Genomic DNA, 24156 nt, shown 5'->3' with positions numbered 1-24156 from the left:
CCGCATCCGGCCCTCAGCGAATTCGACGGATGGCCGCGAGACCGCATGCACGTGACATCTCCACTGCAGAGTGCAGTGGAGATGTCGGTCGGATGCAGTCTCGCGGATCGAGCCGCGCCACCCCGCGTCACCCGACGGCGCGGCGGCGGCCCTGCCACGGCAGGGCCTGCATCAGGCTGAGCACCGCGATGATCGCGATGCCGAGGGCCGCGGCCGAGCCGAGCAGGGGCAGCACGAGCGGCGAGAGCGCCCGACTCGCCTCGGGGACGAGGCCCGCCGCCTGCGGCACGGTCGTGATCGGGGCGTTCGCGGCGAGGAACTCACGCGCCGACACCGCCGGGTCGATCGCCGCGGGAGCCCGGCGCAGCGGATTCACCGGCGCGGCGGCGGTCGAACCGCCCCCGGTCGCGGCCGGTACGGCGACCGGCGCCGCGGCCGAGTAGCTCACGGTGAGCGGCGACGCGGGCTTCGCGGCATCCCGGACCCCGCCGGTCGTGAGCCAGTACCCCTGCTGCCCCGTCTGCCGGTGGAAGTCGATGAGCGTCTGCGGGAACGACCCCCAGTGCGCCTGATTCGTCGAGGACCGCGCGATTTGCCCCCCGCCCGTGGTCGCCACACCGAGATACTGCGGCGTGACCGTGAAACCGCCGGTGCCGGCGACGTCGGCGCCGCGGATGTCGGCGAGCACGACGGTCTGCGGCGCGAGACGGTTCCAGGTCGTGGTGTCGTCCATCGAGGTGCCGTATCCGCTCGCGGTGGCCACGAGTCGTCCGGTGCCCGACGCGTCGAGCGTCAGCCGCGGATCCGTGACGCTCCAGTACGTCATCCCGCCGTAGAAGACGACCGTGAACGATCCCGACCACGAGATCTCGACCGCCCCGTCGCGTCGCGTGCCCGTGCCGCCGTCGATGACGGCCTGGTTCCCCGAGACGCTGGTGACGGATGCCACCGACACCGGCGACCCGTCCGGCCCCTGGCACTTCGTCGCCCAGGATGCCGTGACCCACCCGCCCGCGGTCGGCTTCTCGATCCGCACGTTCGCGTCCTGCGCGCGGTAGAGGCCATCGCCCTCCGTCCACGCGCGGGAGCCGCCGGCATCGCCCGCGGCGCCGGCGCTGAGGAAGTTGCATCCGCCCGCGAACGCCCCGCCTCCCGCCTCGGCGTTGAGTCCCCACCGCAGCTGCGCGTCGATGATCGTCCCATCGGTCCCCTCCGCCCCACCCGAGCCGGGGACGGTCACGACGATGTCGCCCGGTCCCGCAGCCGCGGCCGGCGTGGCGGCGAGTCCGAGCACGAGGGCGAGGGCGAGGCCCGATCGCCGCAGCAGCCCCGACCTCATGACGCGGCCCCCGCCGCCGCCCGCTCGGGGATGGGCGCTCCCGCCGCCCTCCGTGCCCGCCGGCGCGCCCGTGCGCGCACGAGGGCGGTGACGATGCTCGTGACCACCAGCGCCGCGGCGAGCGCGATGCAGGCCAGCAGCAGCACGAGCACCCAGGTCGGCGCGGTCGGCGCCTCGGAGACGGATGCCACGGCGATCCCACCGGTGACCGCGACCTCGGCCTCGGCCACCGCCCCCGACCCGGCCCCGCGGAGCGTGAGCAGGTGTGTGCCGTCGCGGATCTCGCGGGGCACGCTCAGCGCCGCCGCCACCTCGCCCTGCGCTCCGGCGGTGAGCGGGCCCACGGCCGTCAGCCCGCCGTCCAGCGACGCCACGACCTGCTCGCCCGGCGTGAACCCCTGACCGGTGAAGACGATGGAGGTGCCCGCCGCGACCGACGCCGACTCCAGCCCGACCCGCACGGTACCCGCCATCGGCGCCGCGGCGGGCGCGTCGGGGGCGGGAGCCGCAGCGGCCGCGGCGAACGACACCGGTGTGAACGTCTCGTTGTTGGCGTTCTTCACGCCGTGCGCGCCGATGGTGATGATCCCGCACGTGACCTTGCGGCAGTCGACCTCGGTGACGCGGCCCTCACGGTCCTGGCTCTCGAAGACCGCCCCCGGGATCACCATGCCCACCGACCACGACCCGTCCGCGCCGAGCACGCCGTTCGCCGAACTCTCGGTCTCGCTGCCGGGGAAGGCCAGGAAGCGCTGGTAACCGTTGTTCTCGCTCGACTCCGCGTCCGGGACGTAGCGGTAGTCCTCGCCGACGACGCCCCCGGCGCTCGGGCGCCACGAGCCTCCCGCGGGGTCGTCGACCCAGCCGAACAGCACGTAGACGCCGCCGAAGCCGTTCGGGACGGCCTGGAAACCCGACCCCGACACGGTCACGTCGGTGGCGTACTCGGCATCCGCGGATGCCGTGCCCCCGGGACCGGTGACCGTCACCGTTCCGGCGGCCCACGCGGGGGCGCCGACGACGACGCCGGTGGCCGTGAGCGCGAGCGCGGTCGCTGTGGCGACCAGGCGACGGGACAGAGCATTCATGCGGGGACTCCGGGGGTGGGGGATGTCACGGGGGCGGGGTCGGCGACCACCAGCAGGGTTCCGCCGGGTCCGTCGACGACGGCGATCGGATGCCGATAGACCCGCGTCAGCAGCTCGGGATCCAGGACGTCGCGCGGGGGGCCGACCGCCACCACGCGCCCGTCCTCGAGGAGAGCGATCCGGTCCGCGTATGCGGCGGCGAGACCGAGGTCGTGCAGGACGACGACGGCTGCTCCCCCGGCATCCACCCGTTCCCGGGTCCGTGCGAGCACCCGGTGCTGGTGCCGGATGTCGAGGCTCGCGGTGGGTTCGTCCAGCAGCGCGATCGCACACTCCTGCGCGTACGACCGGGCGAAGGCGACGCGGGCCCGCTCGCCGCCCGACAGTCCCGTGACGGGACGATCGGCGAACGCCCGCACCTCGCCGGCCGCGAGTGCCTCGGACACCGCGGCGTCGTCGCGGGAGGCCGCCGGATGCCGCCGCCACGGCGCGCGCCCCATGCGCACGACCTCGCGCACGGCGAACGGGAAGGACACCTCGTTGCTCTGCGTCAGCACCGACCGACGCCGGGCCCGCCCCGCGACGGGCCATGCGGACAGCACCGCGCCGTCGAGTTCGACCGATCCCTCGGCGGGAACGCGGTCGCCCGCCAACACCGACAGCAGCGTCGACTTGCCCGCGCCGTTGGGACCGACGAGCACGACCATCTCGCCCGCGGCGAGATCGAGGTCGACGCCGTCGAGCACGCGTCGACCCGCGACGTCGACCGAGATCCCGCGGGCGCGCAGCACAGCGGTCATCCCCATCCCCCCGAACGGCGGCGCGTGCGGCGCAGGAGCCAGAAGAAGAACGGCCCGCCGATGAGGGCGGTGAGCATGCCGATCGGCAGCTCCGACCCCGGCACGATCGTCCGCGCGACCAGATCGGCCGCAACCAGGAGCACCGCGCCGCCGAGGGCGCTGGCCGGCAACAACAGCCGGTGCCCGGGCCCCAGCACCATGCGCATGAGGTGGGGCACGACGAGCCCGACGAAGCCGATGATCCCGCAGAACGCCACCGCCGCGCACGTGAGCAGCGCGATCACGACGATCGCGACCACGCGCAGCCGCTCCACGCGCACCCCCAGATGCTCGGCCTGCCGTTCCCCGAGCGCGAGGAGGTCAAGACTGCCGGCGAAGAACAGGCACGCGACGATGCCGACCACCGCCAGCGGTGCGACCACGGCGAGGTCGTCCCACCGCGTACCGTTGAGCGAACCCAGCTGCCAGAACACGATCTGCTCGCGCTGCTGCGTCGACCCGAGGTAGGTGAACAGCGCGATCGCGGCACCGCCGACGGCGTTGACCGCGATCCCGGTGAGGACGAGGGTCACGACCTCGGTGCGGCCGTCGGCGCGCGCCGAGGCGTACACGACCGCGATCGCCGCAAGCCCTCCCGCGAAGGCGAGCACGGGGAGGGTGAGCGGGCCGAGGAAGGTGAGCCCGAACACGATGGATGCCGAGGCCCCCACCGCCGCGCCGGACGAGATGCCGATGACCCCGGGCTCGGCCAGGGGATTGCGGAAGACGCCCTGCATGACGACGCCCGCGACCGCCAGCGCCGCCCCGACGAGGACGGCCATGAGCAGCCGCGGCATCCTGATCAGCCATAGCGTCGCCTCGCCGTTGACGTGGGCGACGGGCGTGCCGGGCGCGACGGAGAGGAAACCGAGGCCGACGCTGCGCACGGCGTCGTTCCACGCGCGGGCGAACGCCCCGAGGACCTGGTCGGGCGGGATCGACAGCTGCCCGCTCCCGGCCGACACGATCACGAGCGCCACCAGGGCGACCGCGAGCGCGGCGAAGACCACCGGCACGCGACGGGCGACCCGGACGCGCGCCGGCGGGGCGGCCGCGGGGGCGGTCGCGACCGCCGTCATCCCGCGGCCTCGGGCGCGTAGACGGCGACCGCGAGCGCGTCGAGCACGTCGGCGGCGGCGGGACCGAAGCTCAACACCGTCGTGTCGGACATGTCGACGATGCGACGGTGGCGTCCGGCATCCGTCTGGGCGACCGCGGGCAGGTGCTCGACGAGCCCGTCCACGCCACCCACGGACTCCAGGCCCTTGGTCATCATGATCAGCAGGTCGGGGTTCGCATCGACCAGGGCCTCGTCGGTGATCGGCCGCATCCCCGTCCAGCCGATCTCCCCGGCCACGTCGACACCGCCGAGCGCCTCGATGAGGCTGTCGGCCCCGGACTCCTCGCCGAAGAGGTAGTAGACCCCCGACTGTCCGCGGACGTAGAGGAACATCATGCGCAGCTTCCGCACGGGGTCGGACGGTGCGACGGCCGCGATCTGCGCGATCTTGGCATCCACCGCGGCCGTGGTGCGCGCAGCGAGCGCGGCGGCGCGGTCGGGGACGCCCAGAGCCGCCCCGACCTGGGCGATGAGGTCCCCGACGTTCTCCAGCGAGCGACGCGAGTCGACCACGACGACGGGGATGCCGGCATCCCGCATCTGCAGCACGGTGTCCCACGGACCGAGGCTCGTGTCGGTGAGGATCACCGTGGGCGCCGCGTCCAGGATCGCCTCGGCGTTGAGATCGTGACCGTTCTCGGTGACCACGGGCAGGTGGGCCGCCTCGGGGAACCCGGTGGACACGTCGCGCGCGACGACCCGGTCGCCGAGACCCAGCTCGAAGACGATGCGTGAGAGCGAACCGTAGATGTCGAGCGTCAGGATGCGGGTGGTGTCGCTCACGGTCACGGTGGCGCCCTGCGCGTCGGTGACCGTGGCGGGCAGGACCGGGGCGCCGCCGTCGACGGGGTCGATCTCGGTGGATGCCGCCACTGCGGTGGACGGCCCTTCCCAGGTCAGCGGATCGGCGAGCGGTGTCACCTCGGCCAGAGGGGGCGTGGCGGCGGAGTCGCCGCCGTGCGCGGCACCGGCGACATCGCACGCGCTCAGCCCTACGGCGACGGCCACGGAGAGCGCCAGCGCGGCGAGCCCGCGGATCGTTCGATGCATCATCAGACAACCTCCAAGTAAGGTAAGCCTACCCTCAACATTGCCTGGGTGCCGTCTTCATGGTTAGGTAAGCCTAACCTGTCCTCCAGCGCCTCACCGGGGCGCACCGTCGGCATGCCGCCGGAACCCGTCGGAGGGCGGAGAAGGGAACGAACGTGGATTCCTCCACGCGCAGACACCGTTTCACCCGACTGACCACGGCGAGTCTCGCCGCGGCGGCCCTCGCCCTGGGCGGGGCGCTCGTCGCCACGCCCGCGCATGCCGCCGGCACGAGCATCGACGGCGCCGTGTTCCGCTGGGGACTGAACGCCGAGTCGAACGCCGCCGCCTTCGCCCCGGGTACGGTCAACATGCTCTCGGCGGGCATCGTCACCGCCTCGTCCTCGGCGGACCGGGTCACCGCGTCGAACTGGAAGCAGAGCGACGGCAACACGCGGATCCTCAAGAAGCAGGCCGACGGTAGCTACGCCGCGGCCACCTTCGCGGGCCTGCGGACCGACGCGAACGGCACCACCATCACCTCCGGCAACGGGCTGAACTCGGGCCATATCGCCGAGATCGCCGGGGGCACCGGCACGGTGGACGTGGATGCCGGCACCGCCACGATCCAGTGGACCGGCTCGTTCACCTCGGCGTACTACTCGGGCATGACCCGCTCGTGGATCACCGACCCGAAGCTGACCGTCGCCAGCGACGGCACCGGCACGGTCACCGCCACGCTCGGTGGTTACGGCACCTCGATGGACGATCCCGACAAGTTCGAGTCCCTGACCCCGGTGCCGAACGTGGTCATCGCCACATTGACCGGCGTGGACGTCACGCCCACCGGATTCACGGTGACGCCCGACTACCTCGGGCGTACCGTCTCCGTGCCCGCCGGATCCGTCGCGCAGGTCACCACGGGGGCGAACGCGGGCGCGTTCCCTCAGTCCTTCGTCGACTTCCAGGTCACGACCGGGCAGGGGTCGTACTGGTACTCCTCGGGCGGTGCCGCAGACGTGCGCAAGCCCGCGAGCCCGCTGACGGTCGCCTACACCTCGGCCCCGGTCGCGTCGACTCCCACCGTCACCGTCTCCCAGACCACCGGCCTCACCCCGGGCGAGACGGTCACGGTGTCGGGGAGCGGATTCCTCCCCTCCGGCACGGCGACCAACGGCACACGCCCGCCCCTGGCCGGAACGTTCAGCGGCGCCTACGTGGTGTTCGGCAAGTTCGCCGAGACCTGGAAGCCCTCCGCCGGAGCCGCATCGTCGGCACGCTCGGTCATCGCGCAGAAGTGGGCCGTGCCCGCCGCCAGCATGGCCACCATCGGCGGAGCCGGCAGCGGTGCGATCGAGCTCGCGGCCGACGGCACGTTCTCGGTCGACCTCACCCTGACCACCACCGAGGCGCAGAACCTCGCCGCGGGCCGGTTCGGCATCTACACCTACGCCGGCAGCGGCACCGTCTACGCCCCGTTCGAGACCTACACCCCGCTCTCCTTCGCCTCCTCGTCCGACGTGGTCGTCGAGGTGCCGGAGTGGGTCGACGCCCCGACGGGCTCGTTCGGCTGGGCGTTCGAGGGCACCTCGCCGGCGAGCCTCGGCACCGCCGTGCAGGACGGCGCGAACTTCACGGCATCCGGCTCGCTCACGAACATCCTCGTGACCGACACGCGCGCGGGCGGCACCGCGCCGTACACGTGGAGCATCTCGGGCCAGGTCGGCGACTTCGCCTCCAGCGCGGGCGGCTCGTTCTCGAGCGATCTGCTCGGCTGGACGCCCAAGGTCGTCACCGCGGCACCGGCCGTCACCGCCGGCGCCGAGGTCGCGTCCACCCGTCTCGGCGGCCTCGGACTGGGCGCATCGCGCGTGCTCGCCTCGTCGACCGCGGCGACGAGCGCCACGATCGGGGCCGACCTGTCCCTCGTGATCCCCGGCACGACGCCGGCGGGCGACTACACCGCGAAGCTCACCATCACCGCCCTGCAGTGACCCCCGCGGCGGGGCTCCGACGCTCGACGGGGCCCCGCCGCCCCTCCCACAGAAAGCGCACCCGTGTTCGCACGTCTCCCCCTTCCCGCCGCCCTGGTCGGCATCCTGCTCCTGGCCCTCGCCGCCCCCGCGTCCGCAACCGCCGCGGATGGGGGCGTCGCGTGGACGGTCCGGACCGCCGACAACGCCTACGGCACCGGCCGCGCGAACTTCACGTACGACACGGTCGAGCCGGGCGCCGTCATCTCCGACACGATGATCGTCGTCAACACCGGAACCGAGCCCCTTCCCCTCGCGGTGTACGCAGCCGATGCCTTCACCGCGTCGACGGGCGAGATCGACGTGCTCGTCGACGGACAACCCTCACGGGATGCCGGAACGTGGGTGTCGGTGGACACCACGCCGCTCTCGCTGTCCCCCGGGCAGTCGGCGGAGGTGCCCTTCACGATCACCGTGCCCGTCGATGCACGCCCCGGCGACCACGGCGCGGGGATCGTCACCTCGCTCACCAGCACCGACCCGACCTCGACCCTGTCCGTCGATCGCCGGCTCGGCACCCGCATCACCCTCCGGGTCGCGGGCGAACTGACCCCCGCAGCCTCGGTGTCCGCGGCGTCCGCCCGGTACGAGGCCTCCTGGAACCCGTTCGACTCGGGCCGGATCGTGGTGGAGTACGCGCTCGAGAACACCGGGAACACCCGCCTGACGGGCGCGGAGACCCTCGCGACGGCGGGCCTGTTCGGTGCGCGCACCGCTCCGACACAGCTGACCGAGGTGCTTCCGGGATCGACCGTGCGGATCGCGCGCGAGATCCCGGCGTTCTCGCTCGGATGGGTCGCCGGATCCGTGGACGTCACGCCCGAGGCCGTCGGCCTCGGAGCCGCCCCGCTCGCTCCGGTCACGGCCGGGTTCTCGATCGTCGCCGTGCCGTGGAGCCTATACGCGCTGCTCGCGCTGATTCTGGCCGCCGTGCTGACCGCGGTGCTGCTCGTCCGCCATCGGCGCGCAGCCGCGAGCGCGGCCGCGGCGGCTCAGGCCGACTGAGCCGCCTTCGCGCGCGCGAGGTCGACGAAGAGCTCGGTGTTGAACCGGTAGGCCACGAGCACCTCCTCGATGACGCGCTCCTTCTCGTGCTCATCCCACGCAGCGGCATCCAACTGCTCCCGATAGACGTTCTTGAACGCCTCGGGGTCGGCGATGTCGCCGAAGAGGTAGAACCCGATGCCGTTGGTGTCGAAGCCGAAACGGCGCTGCATGAGCCGACCGATGAACTGCCCGCCGGACAGGTCGCCGAGGTAGCGGGTGTAGTGGTGCGCGACGAATCCGCCCGGCCAGGTCGCCGCGACCCGCCGGATCCGTGCGACGTACGCCTGCGTCGTCGGCAGCGGCGAGATGCGCTCGCGCCAGTCGTCGCCGATGAGGAACGCGAGGTCGGCTTCGAGCGCGGGCAGGCGCGTGAGCTTGTCGCTCAGGAACACGGATGCCACCGGGTCGACGCGCATGCGCTCGGTGGCCGCTTCGAGCGCCTCGTAGATGAACCAGTGCTGGACCACGAGCGCGACATAGTCTTCGCGCGTGCCCGACCCGTTCATGAGGTTCGTCATGAAATCCGCGCCCTCGCTCGACGAATGGGCGGTGCGCGAGCGCTCGCGCAGGGCGGTGGAGAACGGGATGACAGCACTCATGGCGCCATCATACGGGAAGGTTAGGCTCTCCTAACCTTCGATTTCTCAGTGCGGTCGCGGCTCGATGCCGAGCCGCCGGCACGCCTCGTCGTACAGCGCGACGATCTCGCGACGCACCTCCCGCCGCTCCGCGATGGACCCGCCGGGCCACGGCACCCGCAGTTCGACGGTCGCCCCGCCCTCGTGCGCGACCGCCCAGTCGCCCCCGTCGCCGTCGAAGCCCGTCATCCGCGCGGACGCGACCGGCGCCCCGTCACCGAACGCCCGCGCGATGAGCACGTTGTCGTCGCGGTGATCGTCGTTCATGTGGCCGAGCACGGCCCGCTGGATCTCGGGGTCGAACACATACGTCATTAGGCAAGCCTAACTTCGCAGGCCTCTCCCTCCTGCCGACCGTTCCGATCCGGCATCCACTCGCCGTACCGTCCCGCGGAGTCTGCCGACGACACGCCGTCCATACGCCGCCGCCGCCGCCGGCGTGTCGCCCCTCAACTCCGCACGACGGCACGACGGCACGACGGCACGACGGCACCACCGCACGACCTCACGAGACCCGAGGACGCCCGCCGGCCGGTCAGACGGCGAACGCCGCCAGCCGCTGGCGCATCACGGCCACCGCGTCGGCGTTGTCGTCGATCAGCACCGAGTGACGGCCGAGCGGGGCGGCGACGGCGCCGAGGGTGCCGCTGCCGGCGAACATGTCGAGCACCCTGTCACCGGGGCGACTGGATGCCTGGACCATGCGCCGCAGCACACCCTCGGGCTTCTGGGTCGGGTAGCCCGTCTTCTCCCGACCCGTCGTCGGCACGATGGTGTGCCACCAGACGTCGGTCGGCAGCTTGCCGCGCGCCGCCTTCTCGGGGGTCACGAGACCGGGCGCCATGTAGGGCTCACGGTCGACGGCGTCCGAGTCGAAGAAATACGCGGCCGGGTTCTTCACGTACACGAGGATCGTCTCGTGCTTCGTCGGCCAGCGGCGCCGGGTCTTCGCGCCGTAGTCGTACGCCCAGATCAGCTCGTTGAGGAACCGCTCGCGGCCGAACAGCGCATCGCACATGACCTTGGCGTAGTGCACCTCGCGGTAGTCCAGGTGCAGGTAGAGGGTGCCGTCGTCGGCGAGCAGCCGCCAGGCCTCCTCGAGCCGCGGCTCCAGGAACGCCCAGTAGTCATCGAACCGGTCGTCGTAGGTCCGGAGATCGCCGCGCAGCCGCGCGTACTCGCGGCCGTGGAACCCGCGCTGGACCACCGGTACGGGCGCGGACTCCTCCTCCTCGTCCGGGAAGACGAGCATCGCCGGATCGCGGGGCGGCTCGGATGCCGGGACGAGGGGCTCCTCGGCATCCGGGGTCGCTTCCGCCGCGGGAGCCCGCAGCGCCGACTCCACCGCCTTGGATCGGGTACGCCCCGTGTTGAACGGCGGGTCGAGGTAGACGAGCGTGAACGACCCGTCCGCGAGGCGCGGGGTCACGGCGAGATTGTCGGCGTGGTGGATCTCGACGCTGCCGTGATCGAGCACGCCGTCCAGGATCGGGGCGCTCACGGAACGCGCTGCAGCCACGCGTCGGTGGCGAACTTCGACGCCACGAGGGCCTCGGCCTCGGCATATTCCTCTTCGGTGATATGTCCGGTGGTGGCTCCGTAGAGCGTCGTGAACGTGTCAATGAACCGCTGGATCACGGCATCCCGAGCGAGGCCGGTCTGGCTGCGCAGCGGGTCGACGCGCTTGGCCGCCGACACCGTGCCCTTGTCGCTGAGCTTCTCGCGACCGATGCGCAGCACCTCGGTGAGCACCTGACCGTCCATGTCGTAGCTGAGGGTCGCGTGATGGAGCACGCCGCCGTTGGCGAGCCGCTTCTGCGCGGCGCCGCCGATCTTGCCGTAGGGGCCGGCGATGTCGTTGAGCGGCTGGTACACCGCGTCGATGCCGAGCGAACGCAGCGCCTGCAGCACCCAGTCGTCGAGGAAGGCGTAGGAGTCGGCGAAGGTCATGCCGGCGACGAGGGATGCCGGGACGTACAGCGAGTAGGTCACGATCGAGTTCGCGGCCATGAGCATCGCCCCACCGCCCGAGATGCGGCGTACGACGTCGAAGCCGTGCTTCGCCGCCCCCTCGGGGTCGACCTCGTTGCGCAGCGACTGGAACGAGCCGATCACGACGGCGTTCTCGTTCCACTCCCACAGACGCAGCGTGGGCTTGCGGAGCCCCGCGCCCACGCGGGCGGTCAGCACCTCGTCGAGCGCGAGGTTCATGCGCGGCGACACGGGGGCGTCGTGGACGACCTCCCACTCGAAGTCGCCCCAGCCGGGCGCGGTGACGAGTGCGCGGCGGATCGCGGTGGCCACCGACTCGGGCGTGAAGCCGAGCAGCTGCGCGCCCCCGGGGAGCGCCGCCCGGATCGCCGCGGCGATCGTGGGGACGTCGGACTCGACCGGCAGGCCGTTCACGGCCGCGTCGATGTCGTCGAGGGCGTCGTCGGGTTCGAGGAAGAAGTCGCCCGCGAGATGGAAGCCGGCGATGCGGCCGTCGCGCTCCTCGAGGTCGACCACGACCAGTTTTCCCCCGGGGACCTTGTACTCGCCGTGCATGACTCCAGCCTACGGCGCGCGCGTGCGCATCGATCCGCGTGGCGCGGAACAGGAGATCGGCCCGCAACAGGACCAGCCCGCGCGGAAACGCCCTGTTCCGGCGGCATCCCCTGTCCTCAGCGAATGGATGCCGAGAGCCCCCGCATCAGCCCCGGGCGGGGAACCGCCGGTCGAGCCAGGCGGCGAGATCGGCGCGCACGTCCGCCTGCTGCGCCTCGGCGAAGATCTCGTGCCGCGCGCCCGGGTAGACGAGGGTGGTGACGTCGGTGAAGCCGGAGCGCTTCCGGTACGCGTCCGCCAGGAGGTGCACGCTGCGCGGGCCGCCGACGGTGTCGTCGCGTCCGACCATGAGGAGCGTCGGGATGTCGCGCCCGAGATCGCGCCGCGGCCGACCGATGAGCTTCGCCGTCTCGACCGGTCCGAACAGTCGCGGCAGCGGCGTGGAGGTCGTGAGGGGGTCGGCGAGGAAGTCGCGACCGACCTGCTCGACGCTCGACAGCCACTCCATCCCCGTGCCCTTCAGGTGCTTCCACGGGGCGTTGAGGTCGCCGGAGTTCAGCGCACCGGGCCAGCGCAGCGCCGAGCCGCTCAGGACGAGGGCGTCGTAGGCATCCGGATGCCGGTCCACCAGCATCTGCGCGAGGAACGACCCCCACGAGTGGCCGAGGAGGATCAGGGGAAGGTCGGGGTGGGCCTCGCGGATGATCTGAGTGAGGGTCCACACCGCCTCGCGGGCCGCGCGGAGTCCGCCGCGACCGAGACGTCCGAGCTTGCCGTGGTCGCCGTTCCACTGCCGGAGGCCGGTGCGGCCGTGCCCGCGGTGGTCGTCGGCGTAGACGGTGTACCCGTCGGCGACGAGGGCCTCGATCAGCGCACCGTACCGTCCGGCGTGCTCACCGACCCCGTGGAGCAGCTGCACGACGCCCCGCGGGGTCTCGGCCTCGTACACGTCGTAGACGATCGGGACGCCGTACGCGTCGACGAACTCGGGCATGCGCCGAGTCTAGGGTCGCCCCCGGGAATTCCCTCGACACCGGACCTTTAGCAAAACTAATGAGCTATGCTAAACATCGAGCACACATGAACGAACGCGTCGACGAATCCCCCCACTCCGACTCTCATGACGCGCTGAGCGCGGCCGCTTCCGAGCTGCGCATGGCGACCTTCCGGCTCGCCCGCCGCCTCCGGGCGGAGCGCGCGGTCGACACGATGAGCGACGGCCAGTTCGCGGTGCTCGCCGCGCTCTCGATCCACGGCGAGCACACGCTCGGCCAGCTCGCCGACCGCGAACGCGTGACAGCCCCCTCGATGAACCGGACGGTGACCCTCCTCGAAGAGGCGGGCTACCTCACCCGCACCCCCGACGACGACGACCGCCGCAAGGTGACGATCGCACTGACGGATGCCGGCCGCCTCGTCGTCGCAGAGACCGTGCGACGACGCGACGCCTGGCTCGAGGCGGCCCTCGCCGCTCTCGGCGAGGAGGAACGACGAACCCTGGGGGCCGCGGCCGAGATCATGCGAAAGGTGGCAGACACATGAGTGCGATGTTCCGCTCGATGTCGGTCTACAACTATCGCGTCTGGTTCATCGGGGCACTGGTGTCGAACATCGGCGCGTGGATGCAGTCGACCGCCCAGAACTGGGTGGTCCTGACCGAGCTCACCCCGAACGACGCCGCCGCGATGGGCGTGACCATGGCGTTGCAGTTCGCGCCTCCCCTGCTGCTGGTCGGCGTCACCGGGTGGGTCGCCGACCGCTTCGACCGCCGCAAGCTCATCATGTGCACGCAGAGCGCGATGCTGCTGATGGCCGTGACCCTCGGCATCCTGCTGCTCACCGGCGTCATGACGCTGCCGCTGATGTTCGTGTTCGCCCTGGCCCTCGGCCTCATCACCGCGTTCGACAACCCCGCCCGGCAGGCCTTCGTCTCCGACCTCGTCGCCCGTGAGAACGCCTCGAACGCGGTGGCCCTGAACGCCGCGTCGTTCAACACCGCCCGGCTGATCGGTCCGGCCGTCGCGGGCCTGATGATCGTCGCGGTCGGAACGGGCTGGGTGTTCCTCGCCAACGCCGTGACGTTCCTCGGCATGATCGCGGCCCTGCTGCTCATGCGTCCGCACGAGCTGGTCACCCACCACCGCGGCGGCGGCCCGGCACGGCTCGCGGACGGCTTCCGCTACGTCGCGAAGCGGCCCGACCTCGTGGTGACCTTCGCGATGGTGTTCCTCCTCGGCGCCTTCGGCATGAACTTCCCGATCTTCGCCTCGACCATGGCCCTGGAGTTCGGACGCGGGGCCGACGGCTTCGGCGTCCTCAGCTCTTTCGTCGCGATCGGCTCGCTCGCCGGAGCACTCCTCGCCGCCCGTCGCGAGCGCGCTCGCCTGCGCGTCGTCATCGTCGGCGCGGGCGGCTTCGCCGTGGCATCCACTCTCTCCGTCCTCGCGCCGAGCTATGAGACGTACGCCGCGACCCTCGTCCTCACCGGGTTCTGCGTCGTGACCATGCTCACCACGGCCAACGGGTACGTGCAGACCACGACCGATCCGGCGCTGCGCGGCCGGGTGCTCGCGCTGTACATGGCGATCCTGCTCGGCGGGACCCCGGTGGGCGCACCGATCGTCGGCTGGGTGGCGGGCGAATTCGGTCCGCGCTTCGCGATCGCCCTCGCCGCGATCGTCGCGTTCCTCGCGTGCGGCATCGGCGTCGCCTGGACTCTGGCGTCGGGCCGTGTGCACAAGCACGAGACGAAGCGGTTCCGTCTGACACTCGACGAGACGCGCCCGATCACCACCATCGCGCCCGAGCCCGAGGACTTCAGCGACGAGATCGCCGGAACGACGCCGATCCCGCTCCCCGCGGAGCGTTCGCCGCGAACCTCGGCGCCGGTACGCCCGGTGGGGCCCGCTCCGCACGCCCGCCCCTCGGCCTGAGCGCGCGCTCCCGCCCCCGTCACGCCGGTCTCGCCCCCGGCCGCACCGACGGCGCGCGTCAGACGTAGAAGCCGTGCGCCTCGAGGACGGCGACCGCCGCCTCACGCCCCGACACCTGCAACTTCGCGTAGATCGAGCGGAGCTGCGACTTGACGGTGTTCAGCGACACCTCGAGGTCTTCCGCGATCTGCGGCAGGCTGCGCGGCCCGCGCAGCGCGAGCGCCAGTCGCTCCTCCCGCGGACTCAGGTTCGGCAGAGGGGGGCGGTGATCGTGGGTGGGGACGAGGGCGAGCATGCCCGTCACCCGGGCGACCGCCGCCTCGGAACCCGGATGCCGCGCGGCCAGACGATCGAGCAGGACGAGCAGGTCGGGCTGGGGCAGCGTGAGGTAGGGAGTGAGCGAGGCTCCCAGGGTCTCGGAGAGGTGGAAGCCCTCCGAGAAGGCGGCATCGGCCGCGGCCTCATTGCCGAGGCGCGCATGCGCGACGGCGCGGCGCAGCAGCAGCGGCGTCAGCGTCCGGACGCAGTGCTGCGTCCCCATGCGGATACACGGATCCGTGGACTCGAGCACCTCCCTCTCGCGACCGAGCGCGATGAGAGCGGCGGCGCGCTGCATGTCGAAGCACAGCGCGTGCCCGGGGGGCGAGACGCGTCCCTCGAGCACGGCAAGGGCGCGGCGGGGCTCGCCGCGCGCCAGCAGCAGGTCGGCGTACACCCCCTGCGCGAAGCCCCGCACCATGCTGTGGCCCGAGTGGGACTCGGTCCCCCCGGCCAACGCGGCCACCAGCACCGTGCCCTCGGCGTAGTCGCGTCGGATCAGGGCGCTCATCGCCCGTGCGGTCCGCGCCGAGTACTGCCAGTACGGGTCGTTGGGGGCGCCGTCACGCAGTTCCTCGGCCGTGCGGTCCATGGTCTCGGCGTCGAGGGCTGCCGAGGCGACGAGGAGACGCGCGAGCAGCAGGTCGTAGTCGGGGTGGCCGCCCTCCCACTCGGACGCGGATGCCAACTCCTCGCACGTGCGCAGTCCCTCGCTCGCGAGGATGTACTCGCCGTTCACGGCCGCGGCGAGGCTGCGCACGGCGTGGGCCCGGAAGGCGCTCACATTGTCGTCGGCGTAAGCGAGCGCCGAGGCGGCGTACTCGCCGGAGCGGCGCGGCCACCCCGCGGCCGCATAGACCTCGGCGACGGCGGAGTAGAGGCGCGAGCGCGTCGCGGTCTCGAGCCGACCCGGCGCCCGCATCCGGCCGTCCACGAAGTGCCGGTCGACGAGGCGGAGCCCGTCGTCGATGCGGTCGAGCCGGGAACGCGCGATCAGCAGACCTTCGAGCGTCTGCGCGCCGGCATCCACCCAGATCCGGGGAGCCGGCCCGGCCTCGATGTCGGCCAGGAAACGCAGGTCGGCGATGTCGGGGGCCGCCGCGATGGGGAGGACGCCCCGGACCACCCGCTCCGCCACGGATTTCACGTTCATCAGAGAGGACGACGCGATCACGACCTGCTCCCCATCCACCGATGCTAAGTCACGGCACTGCGCGGACCGGCCGAATCGCGTCACGAATAAATCTCTTCCGATGCGCGATTTAGCTAGATAAGCTAGCGACATGAACGAACGCATGGCCGGCCGCCGATGGGCGGGACTCGTCTTCATCAGCATCGCCGTCTCGCTGATCATCGTGGACTCGACGATCGTCAACGTCGCCGTGCCCTCGATCGTCGAGGACCTCGGCATCTCCTCCACCGAGGTGCAATGGGTGCAGGAGGCCTACACACTCGTGTTCGCGTCGCTTCTGCTGGTGTTCGGCAGCCTCGCCGACCGCTTCGGCCGACGCCGGCTCATGCTGCTCGGCGTCGCGATCTTCGTGCTCGCCTCGATCGCGGCGGCCGTCGCCCCCAGCGGCGGACTGCTCATCCTGGCGCGGCTCGTCCAGGGCATCGGCGGATCGATGATCCTCCCCACGACGCTGTCGCTCATCAATGCGACGTTCCGCGGACGCGAACGCGGCATCGCCTTCGCCGTCTGGGGCTCGACCATCGGCGGAATGGCCGCCGTCGGACCGCTGCTCGGCGGCTGGTTGACCACCGCGTTCTCGTGGCGCTGGGCGTTCGGGATCAACATCCCCCTCGGCATCCTGATCGTCATCGGCGTGCTCTTCACGGTGGCCGAATCGCGCAGCGACCGGCGCGAGGGGATCGACGGCGTGGGGGCCCTGCTGTCCGTGCTCACCATGGCGCCCCTGGTCTTCGGCCTGATCGAGGGCCGCACCTACGGCTGGTGGACCGTCGACCAGCCCCTGCAGATCGGCGACTGGCAGTGGCCGTGGACGCTGTCGCCCGTCCCGATCGCGTTCGCGGTCGCGCTGGTGGCGCTGGTGGCCTTCGTCGCGTGGGGAGTCCACCGCCAGCGCATCGGACGCTCCACGCTGCTGGCGCTCGGCCTGTTCCGCATCACCTCGTTCCGCAACGGCAACATCGCCGCGGCGGTGGTCTCCCTCGGCGAGTTCGGCATCATCCTCGCCCTCCCCCTGTGGCTGCAGTTCGTCGTCGGTTTCGACGCCCTGCAGACCGGACTGCTGCTGCTCTCGCTGGCGATCGGCTCGTTCGTCGCGAGCGGGATCGCGGGCGCCCTGAGCGGCCGGGTCGCGCCCGTGTGGATCGTCCGTGCGGGCCTGCTGGCCGAGATCATCGGCGTCGCCGGCGTCGCCTTCACCATCGGACCGGATGCCACCTGGGGACCCCTGATCCCGTTCCTGTTCGTCTACGGCGTCGGCGTCGGCCTCGCCACCGCGCAGCTCACCGGGGTCGTACTCGCCGAGGTGCCGCCGGCGGAGAGCGGCGCAGCGTCGGGCACGCAGTCCACCTCCCGGCAGCTCGGCGCGGCGCTGGGCGTCGCGATCCTCGGGACCGTGCTGTTCTCGACCACGTCGAGCGTGCTGACGTCGGCGCTCGACGACCGGGGACTGCCCGCCGAACAGCGGGACCAGGTCGTGTCACAGGTGGTCGACAGCGCGGGGGCCGCGATCGTCGGTCTCGAGCAGTCCCCCCAGACCCAGGACCTGGCGTCGGACGCGAAGGCCGCGTTCAGCGACGGCACGCGCGCGGCGGCGTTCACCGCGGCGGGCTTCCTGACGCTGGGACTCGTGTCGACGCTGACGCTGGGCGCCGCCGCCAGCGGGCGCCGTACCCGCGAAGAGACCGAGGCGGAAGAGGCGGCGACGAGCGGGGACCGCTGAGCCGCGCGCGGCACAACCTCAGCGATCCGCGCAACCTCGGCGGCATCCATGGATTCCGGACCGAGGTTGCGCGAAGCACCGACGCTGCGCACCGAGGCGCCGCCCCGGGATCAGACGCGCGCGTCGACCCCCGCGTCGCCGACCGGCACCAGCCGCGTCAGCTGCGTGACGTGCCGCGGCTCGAGCTCTGCGAGAGACGAGACGCCGAGCAGGGTCATCGTGCGCTCGATCTCGCTGCGGAGGATCGCGATCGTGCGGTCGACGCCCTGGCGTCCGCCCGCCATGAGGCCGTACAGGTAGGCGCGGCCGATGAGGGTGAACTTCGCGCCGAGGGCGATGGATGCCACGATGTCGGCGCCGTTCATGATGCCGGTGTCGACCATGATCGTGGCGTCCTTGCCGACCTCGCGCACGACCTGCGGCAGGAGCCGGAACGGGATCGGGGCCCGGTCGAGCTGGCGACCGCCGTGGTTGGAGAGCACGATGCCGTCGACGCCGAGATCGACCAGGCGCGCCGCGTCGGCGACGTTCTGCACGCCCTTCACGACGAGCTTGCCCGGCCACATGCCGCGGATGATGTCGAGGTCGTCGTAGCTGATGGTCGGGTCCATCGCGGCGTTGAGCAGCTCGCCGACGGTGCCACCGGTCGTGCTGAGCGACGCGAACTCGAGTTTCGGCGTGGTGAGGAAGTCGAACCACCACCAGGGCCGCGGGATGGCGTTGACGATCGTGCCGACCGTCAACTGCGGCGGGATCGAGAAGCCGTTGCGCTTGTCGCGCAGGCGAGCGCCCGCAATGGGGGTGTCGACGGTGAACTGCAGGGTGTCGAACCCGGCCGCCGCCGCCCGCTCGACGAGCCCGTACGAGATCTCGCGCTGCTTCATGACGTACAGCTGGAACCAGTTGCGCCCCACCGGGTTCGCGGCCTTCACGCCCTCGATCGAGGTCGTGCCGAGCGTGGAGAGCGTGAACGGGATGCCGGCGGCCGCCGCCGCGGACGCACCGGCGGTCTCGCCCTCGGTCTGCATCAGGCGGGTGAAGCCGGTGGGCGCGATGCCGAACGGCAGCGCCGAGGGGCCGCCGAGAATCTCGCACGACGTGTCGACGTTCGCGGCCGGCCGCAGGATGTCGGGGTGGAACTCGACGTCCTCGAACGCGCGGCGGGCACGGTCGAGCGAGAGCTCGCCCTCGGCGGCGCCGTCGGTGTAATCGAACGCGGCCTTCGGGGTGCGGCGCTTCGCGATCGTGCGCAGATCATCGATCGTGAGCGCGGCGTCGAGGCGGCGCTTGCGGGCGTCGAGCTCGGGCTTCTTGAACTGCATGAGCTCGAGGAGCTCGCCGACCTTGGGCAGCTGGCGCTGAACCATGGAGTCTCGCTTTCGTGTGGTCTGACCACAGACTACGCCCGATTCGGGCGCGGTGTTCAGGAACGGGGGTCGTAACGGCGGGGAGGACCTGCGTGCCCGACGCGGGCACGCAGGTCCTCCAGGCTCGCGTCGGCGCCGAAGCAGCCGAGGGCGCGGGCCTGGACGAGGACGTTGCCGAGCGCGGTGGCCTCGACGGGACCCGCGAGCACGGGCACGCCCGTCCGGTCCGCGGTCGCCTGGCACAGCAGGGCGTTGCGGGCGCCACCGCCCACGAGGTGGATGACGTCGATCTCGCGATCCGCGAGCGCACCCGCCGTGCGGACGGCCTGAGCGAACGCGGCGGCGATGCTCTCGACGATGATCCGCGCGAACATCGGGCGCCCGGCCCGGCCCGGACGGTCGGCGCCGAGCAGCGCGGCGATGCGACCGGGCATATCTCCGGGGGCTGCGAGCTCGGGCGCGTTGGCGTCGAACAGGCGCGCCGGCGGCGACACCGCACCGGCCGAGGCGAGGAGCAACGGGAGGTCGATCGCGGAACCGTCCTCCTCCTCCCACGCGCGCACCGTCTCACTGAGCAGCCACAGCCCGGTGACGTTGTGGAGGAAGCGCACGCGCCCATCCACTCCGCCCTCGTTCGTGAAGTTCGCCGCGCGGGCGGCCTCCGTCACGATCGGTTCGGGAAGCTCGAGCCCCACGAGCCCCCACGTGCCGCAGGAGATGTACGCGGCGTTCGGCGTCGACAGCGGAACGGCGACGATCGCCGACGCCGTGTCGTGCGACCCGACCGCGACGACGGGCACGGCACCCAGGTCGGCGGGGGTGGCCCCGATCGTCTCGCCCGGGTCCACCAGCGGAGGCAGAACGGATGCCGGGATGCCGAGCGCCTCGGCCAGAGCCGTGTCCCACTCCCCCGTGCGCACGTCGAGCAGGCCGGTCGTCGAGGCGTTGGTGCGTTCGGCGACCGTGCGCCCGGTGAGGCGGTACGCGATGAGGTCGGGGATGAGCGCGCTCGTCTCCGCCTCCGCCAGGCGCGGATCGGCCGCGTACTGGTACAGCGTGGTGAACGGGAGGAACTGCAGGCCGTTGCGGCGGTACAGCTCTTCGAACGGCACCGTCGCGTGGACCGCGTCGACCCCGCGCGCGGTGCGGACGTCGCGGTAGTGGAACGGCTCGGCGAGCAGGTCCCCGCCGCGCAGCAGGCCGTAGTCGACGGCCCACGAGTCGATGCCGACGCTCTCGATCGACGGCTCGCGGCGCAGGGCTTCGGCGAGCCCCGCCCGCACGTGCCCCCACAGCGCCTCGATGTCCCAGTGCCATCCGTCGGCGCGCTCGATCGGTCCGTTCGGGAAGCGCGCGACCTCCTCGAGCGCGAGGATGCCGTCGCCGACCCGGCCGATCATGACGCGACCGCTCGTGGCACCCAGGTCGACCGCCGCGACGGCGCGGACGCCGTCAAGCGTCACGGGCGCGGTCCCGGCTCCGGCCGCGCCCGGCGACGTGACGCTCATCGCAGGAACGCCGCGGCGACGCCCGAGTCCACGGGCACGTGCAGACCGGTCGTGCGCGAGAGTTCGGGGCCGGTGAGCACGTACACCGCGTCGGCGACGTTCTCGGGCACGACCTCGCGTTTGAGGATCGTGCGGTTGGCGTAGAACTGGCCGAGGTCCTCTTCCTTCACGCCGTAGGTCGCGGCGCGGTTCGCGCCCCACCCGGCGGCGAAGATGCCCGAGCCGCGCACGACGCCGTCGGGGTTGATGCCGTTCACGCGCACGCCGTGCTCGCCGAGCTCGACCGCCAGCAGACGCACCTGGTGCGCCTGGTCGGCCTTCGTCGCCGAGTAGGCGATGTTGTTCGGCCCCGCGAACACGGAGTTCTTCGACGAGATGTAGATGACGTCGCCGCCGAGCTTCTGCTCGATGAGGGCCTTCGCCGCGGCCTTCGACACGAGGAACGAGCCCTTGGCCATGACGTCGTGCTGCAGGTCCCAGTCCTTCTCGGTGGTCTCCAGCAGCGGCTTCGACAGCGACAGCCCCGCGTTGTTCACCACGAGGTCGATCCCGCCGAACGCCAGCAGCGTCGCATCGATCGCGGCCTGCACGCCCGCGGCATCCGCCACGTTCGCCGCCACACCGATCGCGACGTCGGTGCCGCCCAGTTCGGCGGCCGCGGCCTGCGCCTTCTCGAGATCGAGGTCGGCGACGACGACGCACGCGCCCTCGGCGGCGAGGCGGGTCGCGATGGCCTTGCCGATTCCGGATGCCGCGCCCGTGACGAACGCGATGCGGCCCTGGTGCGTCTTCGGCTTCGGCATCCGCTGGAGCTTGGCCTCTTCCAGCGCCCAGTACTCGATGCGGAACTTCTCGGCATCCGAGATCGGCGCGTACGTCGACAGCGCCTCGGCGCCGCGCATGACATTGATCGCGTTGACGTAGAACTCCCCCGCGACGCGCGCGGTCTGCTTGTTCGCGCCGTACGAGAACATGCCGACGCCCGGCACGAGCACGATGAGCGGGTCGGCGCCGCGGATCGCGGGGCTGTCGGCCGTGGCGTGCGCGTCGTAGTAGGCCTGGTAGTCGGCGCGGTACTCCGCGTGCAGCTCCTTCAGGCGCGCGATCGAATCTTCGACCGAGGCGTCGGCCGGCAGGTCGAGGATCAGCGGCTTGACCTTGGTGCGCAGGAAGTGATCCGGGCAGCTCGTACCCAGCGCGGCGAGGGCAGGGGCCTTCTCGGATGCCAGGAAGTCGAGCACGACGTCGGAGTCGGTGAAGTGACCGACCATCGGCTTGTCGGTGGACGCGAGCCCGCGGATGGTCGCGGCAAGGGCCGCGGCCTTCGCACGACGCTCCGCCTCGGGGAGGGCAGCGAAGCCGTCGCGCACGCCGCCGAAGGGCTCGGCCGCACCGTTCGCGTCGATGTACGCCTGCGCGGTGTCGATGATCCAGAGCGAGTTGCGCTCCGCCTCCTCCGACGTGTCGCCCCACGCCGTGATGCCGTGTCCGCCGAGGATCGTGCCGATCGCCTGGGGATTCTGCGCCTTGATCGCCGCGATGTCCAGGCCGAGCTGGAAGCCGGGGCGACGCCACGGCACCCACACGACCTTGTCGCCGAAGATCTTCGCCGTGAGCTCCTCGCCGTCGGCGGCGGTCGCGATCGCGATGCCCGCGTCGGGGTGCAGGTGGTCGACGTGCGCGGCATCCACCAATCCATGCATCGCGGTGTCGATCGACGGGGCCGCACCCCCCTTGCCGTGCAGGCAGTAATCGAACGCCGCGACCATCTCGTCCTCGCGCTCGATGCCCGGGTACACGTCGACGAGGGCGCGCATGCGGTCGAGCCGTAGCACCGCGAGGCCCTTCTCGGTGAGGGTGCCGAGGTCACCCCCGGATCCCTTGACCCAGAGCAGCTCGACCGGCTCACCGGTGACGGGGTCGATGTCGGTGCCCTTGGCGGACGTGTTGCCGCCGGCGTAATTGGTGACCTTCGGATCGGAGCCGAGGCGGTTGCTGCGCGCGACGAGGTCGGCGGCGGTGGAGCTGGTGTTCATGCGGGTGAGGTTCCTTTCACCGTTCGGTGTCCAGAACACGCGGATGCCGGTGGGGCGCATCCGCGTGTCCGGGACACTCAAGCCATGTGGGGGGCCGCCCTGCGCGGGGCGGCAGCGGGGTGGACACCGGGACGGCGGATTCAGACGCCGCCCCGGTGGGTCTGGATCAGGCGCCCCAGCCGGCCTGGGTGCCGCCGACACGCTCTTCCGCGATGCGGGGCAGGTAGCCGGATGCCGCGAACGCGGCCATCGGGTCGGCGGGGAGGCCGCGCGACTCGCGCCACTCGGCGAGAGCGGGACGCACGTCGGTGTAGAAGGCATCCATCATCACTGCGTTCGCGGCGAGGACGTCGTTCGCCTGCTGAGCGGCGGTGAGCGCGTCACGGTCGACGAGCAACGCGCGCGCGGTCATCTCCTGCACGTTCAGCACGGAGCGGATCTGGCCGGGGATCTTGTCCTCGATGTTGTGGCACTGGTCGAGCATGAACGCCACGTCGGGGTTGTTGAGACCCCCGCCGCGCACGACCTCTGTGAGGATGCGGAAGAGCTGGAACGGGTCGGCCGCACCGACGATGAGGTCGTCGTCGGCGTAGAAGCGCGAGTTGAAGTCGAACGAGCCGAGCTTCCCGAGGCGCAGCAGCTGCATGACGATGAACTCGATGTTGGTTCCCGGCGCGTGGTGGCCGGTATCGAGGCACACGAGCGCCTTGTCGCCGAGCGCGGCGACCTGGGCGTAGGAGGTCCCCCAGTCCGGAACATCCGTGTGGTAGAACGACGGCTCGAAGAACTTGTACTCCAGCACGAGGCGCTGGTCGTCGCCGAGACGCGCGTAGATCTGCTGCAGCGAGTCCTGCAGACGGTCCTGCCGGCCCCGCATGTCGTTCTGACCGGGGTAGTTCGACCCCTCGGCGAGCCAGATCTTCAGATCGCGGGAGCCCGTGGCATCCATCACGTCGATGCACGCGAGGTGGTGGTCGATGGCCTTGCGGCGGATGCGCTCGTCGTGGTGGGTGAGGGCGCCGAACTTGTAGTCCTCGTCCTGGAAGGTGTTGGAGTTGACCGTGCCGAGCTTCACGCCGAGGTCTTCGGCGTGCCGACGGAGGGCGCCGAAGTCGTCGACGAGATCCCACGGAATGTGGAGCGCCACGGTCGGGGCGAGGGCCGTGAGGCGGTGCACCTGGGCGGCATCCGCGATCTTCTCGAACGGATCGCGGGGCGTGCCCGCGGTCGGGAACACGCGGAAACGTGTGCCGGAGTTGCCGAACGCCCAGGAAGGCAGCTCGATGGCCTGGCTCTCGAGGGTCGAGAGGATCTCGGGGGTGAGGGTGCTCATGGGGCGGTCCTTCTCCACGACGGTGGGGTTCGGAGGAAACGCGTGAATCGTTTCATAACTTGAATCGTT

The 24156-nt window shown here is 71.6% G+C and carries 20 protein-coding genes; 5 read left to right on the top strand and 15 right to left on the bottom strand.

Features of this window, described 5'->3' with window-relative positions:
- Positions 1 to 127: 127 nt before the first annotated feature.
- From BW982_RS12140 to BW982_RS12120, 5 genes are read right to left on the bottom strand one after another with little or no spacing between them, the layout of a single operon-like run.
- Positions 128 to 1339, bottom strand: coding sequence for a hypothetical protein (locus tag BW982_RS12140; RefSeq protein ID WP_076493489.1), 1212 nt, complete (start codon positions 1337 to 1339; stop codon positions 128 to 130).
- A complete protein-coding gene (locus tag BW982_RS12135; RefSeq protein ID WP_076493487.1) occupies positions 1336 to 2427 on the bottom strand; it encodes a hypothetical protein in 1092 nt (363 codons plus the stop codon). The genes BW982_RS12140 and BW982_RS12135 overlap by 4 nt, the downstream gene beginning before the upstream one ends.
- The gene (locus BW982_RS12130) at positions 2424 to 3227 is read right to left on the bottom strand and encodes a heme ABC transporter ATP-binding protein (RefSeq protein WP_076493485.1); all 804 of its coding nucleotides are present in this window, start codon (positions 3225 to 3227) and stop codon (positions 2424 to 2426) included. The genes BW982_RS12135 and BW982_RS12130 overlap by 4 nt, the downstream gene beginning before the upstream one ends.
- On the bottom strand, positions 3224 to 4345 hold the full coding sequence (locus BW982_RS12125) for a FecCD family ABC transporter permease (protein ID WP_076493483.1): 1122 nt from the start codon (positions 4343 to 4345) through the stop codon (positions 3224 to 3226). Before BW982_RS12125 ends, BW982_RS12130 begins: the two co-directional genes overlap by 4 nt.
- A complete protein-coding gene (locus BW982_RS12120; RefSeq protein WP_083696665.1) occupies positions 4342 to 5439 on the bottom strand; it encodes a heme/hemin ABC transporter substrate-binding protein in 1098 nt (365 codons plus the stop codon). The genes BW982_RS12125 and BW982_RS12120 overlap by 4 nt, the downstream gene beginning before the upstream one ends.
- 152 nt (positions 5440 to 5591) lie before the next feature.
- Here BW982_RS12120 and BW982_RS12115 point away from each other — a divergent pair, with 152 nt between their 5' ends.
- A complete protein-coding gene (locus BW982_RS12115) occupies positions 5592 to 7409 on the top strand; it encodes a hypothetical protein (RefSeq protein ID WP_076493481.1) in 1818 nt (605 codons plus the stop codon).
- Between the two features lie 63 nt (positions 7410 to 7472).
- Entirely contained in the window at positions 7473 to 8453 is a 981-nt protein-coding gene (locus tag BW982_RS12110) for a hypothetical protein (protein ID WP_076493479.1), read from the top strand.
- Here BW982_RS12110 and BW982_RS12105 read toward each other — a convergent pair.
- The 5 genes from BW982_RS12105 to BW982_RS12085 form a co-directional block, all read right to left on the bottom strand.
- Entirely contained in the window at positions 8441 to 9094 is a 654-nt protein-coding gene (locus tag BW982_RS12105) for a biliverdin-producing heme oxygenase (RefSeq protein WP_076493477.1), read from the bottom strand. The genes BW982_RS12110 and BW982_RS12105 overlap by 13 nt on opposite strands.
- Before the next feature lie 45 nt (positions 9095 to 9139).
- Positions 9140 to 9448, bottom strand: a complete 309-nt coding sequence (locus BW982_RS12100) for a DUF2470 domain-containing protein (protein WP_076493475.1) — start codon at positions 9446 to 9448, stop codon at positions 9140 to 9142.
- 220 nt (positions 9449 to 9668) lie between these two features.
- Positions 9669 to 10634: a DNA methyltransferase gene (locus tag BW982_RS12095; RefSeq protein WP_083696664.1), complete on the bottom strand. Its 966-nt coding sequence runs from the start codon at positions 10632 to 10634 to the stop codon at positions 9669 to 9671.
- On the bottom strand, positions 10631 to 11680 hold the full coding sequence (locus tag BW982_RS12090) for a lipoate-protein ligase LplAB (protein WP_076493473.1): 1050 nt from the start codon (positions 11678 to 11680) through the stop codon (positions 10631 to 10633). Before BW982_RS12090 ends, BW982_RS12095 begins: the two co-directional genes overlap by 4 nt.
- A gap of 145 nt (positions 11681 to 11825) precedes the next feature.
- On the bottom strand, positions 11826 to 12674 hold the full coding sequence (locus tag BW982_RS12085) for an alpha/beta fold hydrolase (RefSeq protein ID WP_076493471.1): 849 nt from the start codon (positions 12672 to 12674) through the stop codon (positions 11826 to 11828).
- Positions 12675 to 12760: 86 nt separating this feature from the next.
- Here BW982_RS12085 and BW982_RS12080 point away from each other — a divergent pair, with 86 nt between their 5' ends.
- Together BW982_RS12080 and BW982_RS12075 are read left to right on the top strand one after the other, a co-directional pair.
- Entirely contained in the window at positions 12761 to 13222 is a 462-nt protein-coding gene (locus BW982_RS12080) for a MarR family winged helix-turn-helix transcriptional regulator (protein ID WP_076493470.1), read from the top strand.
- Positions 13219 to 14613, top strand: a complete 1395-nt coding sequence (locus BW982_RS12075; RefSeq protein WP_076493468.1) for an MFS transporter — start codon at positions 13219 to 13221, stop codon at positions 14611 to 14613. Before BW982_RS12080 ends, BW982_RS12075 begins: the two co-directional genes overlap by 4 nt.
- A 58-nt stretch (positions 14614 to 14671) precedes the next feature.
- Here BW982_RS12075 and BW982_RS12070 read toward each other — a convergent pair whose 3' ends face one another.
- Positions 14672 to 16084 carry a helix-turn-helix transcriptional regulator gene (locus BW982_RS12070; protein WP_139327425.1) on the bottom strand — a complete coding sequence of 471 codons (1413 nt, stop codon included), beginning with the start codon at positions 16082 to 16084 and terminating at the stop codon, positions 14672 to 14674.
- A 130-nt stretch (positions 16085 to 16214) separates the two neighbouring features.
- Between BW982_RS12070 and BW982_RS12065 the strand changes: the two genes are divergently transcribed.
- Positions 16215 to 17843: a DHA2 family efflux MFS transporter permease subunit gene (locus BW982_RS12065; RefSeq protein WP_254845583.1), complete on the top strand. Its 1629-nt coding sequence runs from the start codon at positions 16215 to 16217 to the stop codon at positions 17841 to 17843.
- A 110-nt stretch (positions 17844 to 17953) separates the two neighbouring features.
- Here BW982_RS12065 and BW982_RS12060 read toward each other — a convergent pair whose 3' ends face one another.
- The 4 genes from BW982_RS12060 to rhaI all read right to left on the bottom strand — a co-directional run bounded on the left by BW982_RS12060 (position 17954) and on the right by rhaI (position 24087).
- Positions 17954 to 19210: an alpha-hydroxy acid oxidase gene (locus BW982_RS12060; protein ID WP_076493464.1), complete on the bottom strand. Its 1257-nt coding sequence runs from the start codon at positions 19208 to 19210 to the stop codon at positions 17954 to 17956.
- Positions 19211 to 19266: 56 nt separating this feature from the next.
- Positions 19267 to 20718 (bottom strand): rhamnulokinase, encoded by a 1452-nt coding sequence (locus tag BW982_RS12055; protein ID WP_076493462.1) that lies wholly within the window; start codon positions 20716 to 20718, stop codon positions 19267 to 19269.
- Entirely contained in the window at positions 20715 to 22754 is a 2040-nt protein-coding gene (locus tag BW982_RS12050) for a bifunctional rhamnulose-1-phosphate aldolase/short-chain dehydrogenase (RefSeq protein ID WP_076493460.1), read from the bottom strand. Before BW982_RS12050 ends, BW982_RS12055 begins: the two co-directional genes overlap by 4 nt.
- A 166-nt stretch (positions 22755 to 22920) precedes the next feature.
- The gene (rhaI, locus tag BW982_RS12045; RefSeq protein WP_076493752.1) at positions 22921 to 24087 is read right to left on the bottom strand and encodes an L-rhamnose isomerase; all 1167 of its coding nucleotides are present in this window, start codon (positions 24085 to 24087) and stop codon (positions 22921 to 22923) included.
- Between the last annotated feature and the right edge of the window lie 69 nt (positions 24088 to 24156).

The organism is Microbacterium sp. RURRCA19A, from assembly GCF_900156455.1.
In the GTDB taxonomy this organism is placed as follows: Bacteria; Actinomycetota; Actinomycetes; order Actinomycetales; family Microbacteriaceae; genus Microbacterium.
The sequence above is the reverse complement of the archived record's forward strand: the minus strand, read 5'-3'. Positions and strand labels throughout refer to the sequence as shown.

Excerpts from the sequence above, each read along its gene's own strand:
- BW982_RS12060 (WP_076493464.1), bottom strand. The coding sequence starts at position 19,210 with ATGGTTCAGCGCCAGCTGCCCAAGGTCGGCGAGCTCCTCGAGCTCATG.
- BW982_RS12100 (WP_076493475.1), bottom strand. The coding sequence starts at position 9,448 with ATGACGTATGTGTTCGACCCCGAGATCCAGCGGGCCGTGCTCGGCCAC.
- BW982_RS12065 (WP_254845583.1), top strand. The coding sequence starts at position 16,215 with ATGAACGAACGCATGGCCGGCCGCCGATGGGCGGGACTCGTCTTCATC.
- BW982_RS12105 (WP_076493477.1), bottom strand. The coding sequence starts at position 9,094 with ATGAGTGCTGTCATCCCGTTCTCCACCGCCCTGCGCGAGCGCTCGCGC.
- BW982_RS12050 (WP_076493460.1), bottom strand. The coding sequence starts at position 22,754 with ATGAACACCAGCTCCACCGCCGCCGACCTCGTCGCGCGCAGCAACCGC.
- BW982_RS12125 (WP_076493483.1), bottom strand. The coding sequence starts at position 4,345 with ATGACGGCGGTCGCGACCGCCCCCGCGGCCGCCCCGCCGGCGCGCGTC.
- BW982_RS12055 (WP_076493462.1), bottom strand. The coding sequence starts at position 20,718 with ATGAGCGTCACGTCGCCGGGCGCGGCCGGAGCCGGGACCGCGCCCGTG.
- BW982_RS12085 (WP_076493471.1), bottom strand. The coding sequence starts at position 12,674 with ATGCCCGAGTTCGTCGACGCGTACGGCGTCCCGATCGTCTACGACGTG.
- BW982_RS12140 (WP_076493489.1), bottom strand. The coding sequence starts at position 1,339 with ATGAGGTCGGGGCTGCTGCGGCGATCGGGCCTCGCCCTCGCCCTCGTG.
- BW982_RS12120 (WP_083696665.1), bottom strand. The coding sequence starts at position 5,439 with ATGATGCATCGAACGATCCGCGGGCTCGCCGCGCTGGCGCTCTCCGTG.
- BW982_RS12075 (WP_076493468.1), top strand. The coding sequence starts at position 13,219 with ATGAGTGCGATGTTCCGCTCGATGTCGGTCTACAACTATCGCGTCTGG.
- BW982_RS12080 (WP_076493470.1), top strand. The coding sequence starts at position 12,761 with ATGAACGAACGCGTCGACGAATCCCCCCACTCCGACTCTCATGACGCG.
- BW982_RS12070 (WP_139327425.1), bottom strand. The coding sequence starts at position 16,084 with ATGAACGTGAAATCCGTGGCGGAGCGGGTGGTCCGGGGCGTCCTCCCC.
- BW982_RS12090 (WP_076493473.1), bottom strand. The coding sequence starts at position 11,680 with ATGCACGGCGAGTACAAGGTCCCCGGGGGAAAACTGGTCGTGGTCGAC.
- BW982_RS12135 (WP_076493487.1), bottom strand. The coding sequence starts at position 2,427 with ATGAATGCTCTGTCCCGTCGCCTGGTCGCCACAGCGACCGCGCTCGCG.
- rhaI (WP_076493752.1), bottom strand. The coding sequence starts at position 24,087 with ATGAGCACCCTCACCCCCGAGATCCTCTCGACCCTCGAGAGCCAGGCC.
- BW982_RS12130 (WP_076493485.1), bottom strand. The coding sequence starts at position 3,227 with ATGACCGCTGTGCTGCGCGCCCGCGGGATCTCGGTCGACGTCGCGGGT.